The organism is Oleiphilus sp. HI0117, assembly GCF_001635235.1.
The window spans coordinates 1-1,306 of sequence record NZ_LWGA01001143.1 but is presented as its reverse complement, the minus strand read 5'-3'; the positions used below and the strand labels follow the sequence as shown (position 1 = coordinate 1,306).

General features: G+C 42.6%; 3 protein-coding genes. 1 reads left to right on the top strand and 2 read right to left on the bottom strand.

From position 1 onward, the window contains the following. On the top strand, positions 1–283 hold a 283-nt coding region (locus tag A3757_RS20415), incomplete at its 5' end, for an NAD(P)/FAD-dependent oxidoreductase (RefSeq protein ID WP_197470167.1). 137 nt (positions 284–420) lie between these two features. Here A3757_RS20415 and A3757_RS25870 read toward each other — a convergent pair. Together A3757_RS25870 and A3757_RS20410 are read right to left on the bottom strand one after the other, a co-directional pair. Beyond that, positions 421–612 (bottom strand): hypothetical protein, encoded by a 192-nt coding sequence (locus A3757_RS25870; protein ID WP_156495174.1) that lies wholly within the window; start codon positions 610–612, stop codon positions 421–423. A gap of 87 nt (positions 613–699) precedes the next feature. Beyond that, on the bottom strand, positions 700–1,306 hold a 607-nt coding region (locus A3757_RS20410), incomplete at its 5' end, for an AAA family ATPase (protein ID WP_231878335.1).

Sequence of the window (1,306 nt, the reverse complement as noted above, 5' to 3'; positions counted from 1 at the left end):
AGCAGAAAAACCGATGGGCGAATTTACCGACAGCACCATTAGATCGATTGCCACTCACCTAAACAACTGGACACTAAAACCCGCCGGAACAGAAGGCTACCGGACCGCTGAAGTCACCTTGGGCGGTGTCGACACCGATGTTATTGCTTCCAAAACAATGGAGTGTAAAACCCAGCCAGGCTTATATTTTATCGGTGAAGTGCTTGATGTCACTGGCTGGCTAGGCGGATTTAATTTTCAGTGGGCCTGGGCTTCTGGTGTTGCTGCGGGTGAGAGTGTTTAGCTTGTACCGAGTGAATTAAAACGAAGACATGCTGAATAAAACGAAGACAAAAGTTGGCGGACTTTCAGCCGAAAAATCACATATCCAATTGTTTTATATATAAATAGCTAATATTTAGCTTTGTCTTCGTTTTTTAGTTAAACGTTTGCAATTCCCTTTCTCGATAAGATTTCATCGACCATTCCTGAATATTCGCATGCAGTTTCAGTCATTGATAATAGCTGTTTGCGCAACAATTCCTTTAGCATCTCATTTTCTTCCTGCATATAACGCTCGTACAAATTGCTTACTTCTTCAATCTTCTCCATTTTATTCAAAATTAAAGGCAAACGATTTCTTGAGTTTAACTCCAAAATGCGAATCGATATTTCTGCACAACTGCTTCCAGATAACCAACAAACAATAGGCCCATGCTGCTACTCCGGCAGGAGTTCGATGACGCGGTTCATTCTAGATTCCAACGAACCGCCTAAGATTTCAAATGCAACGTTGCACTTCGTTAGCTCTTCTAAATACCAGCTGTGCTGCCAGAACCTGAAGTCTTCATCTTTTCTGGTGCCGTCTTGGACCAATGGAAAGTCTGGCTCACATAAAAATACATGATGGTATGGGCGTTCAGCGAAAGCGCTTATTATATTACAGCGCTGCTTAAAAAGTGCATGTGAATAGCAAAGCGTTGTAACAGGAGAAGTATCACAAAAGATATACCGTCTCGCCTGTCTCTGAGCGAGATCCTCTTTATGAGTCTGTGTAATGCAAATATCTATCAGATCTTCTGGCGTAAGGTCGCCATTTTTTTCTTCCCATAAATCTCTGCCGTATTCTTCAACCAGCGGCTCATTAAATTGTTCAGAGAGAAGCCGAGATAGCTTTGATTTACCTGTTGATTCAGCCCCTAGGAAAACAATCTTTTGGACGCTAAAGTCAGCTTGGACAGATTGATCGATTAGCCCATTGTCTTGGTTCCGAGTAGAACGCATAAGTGAGCCACTTACCGGATAAGTTTCCCTGTTGAGGTCGACA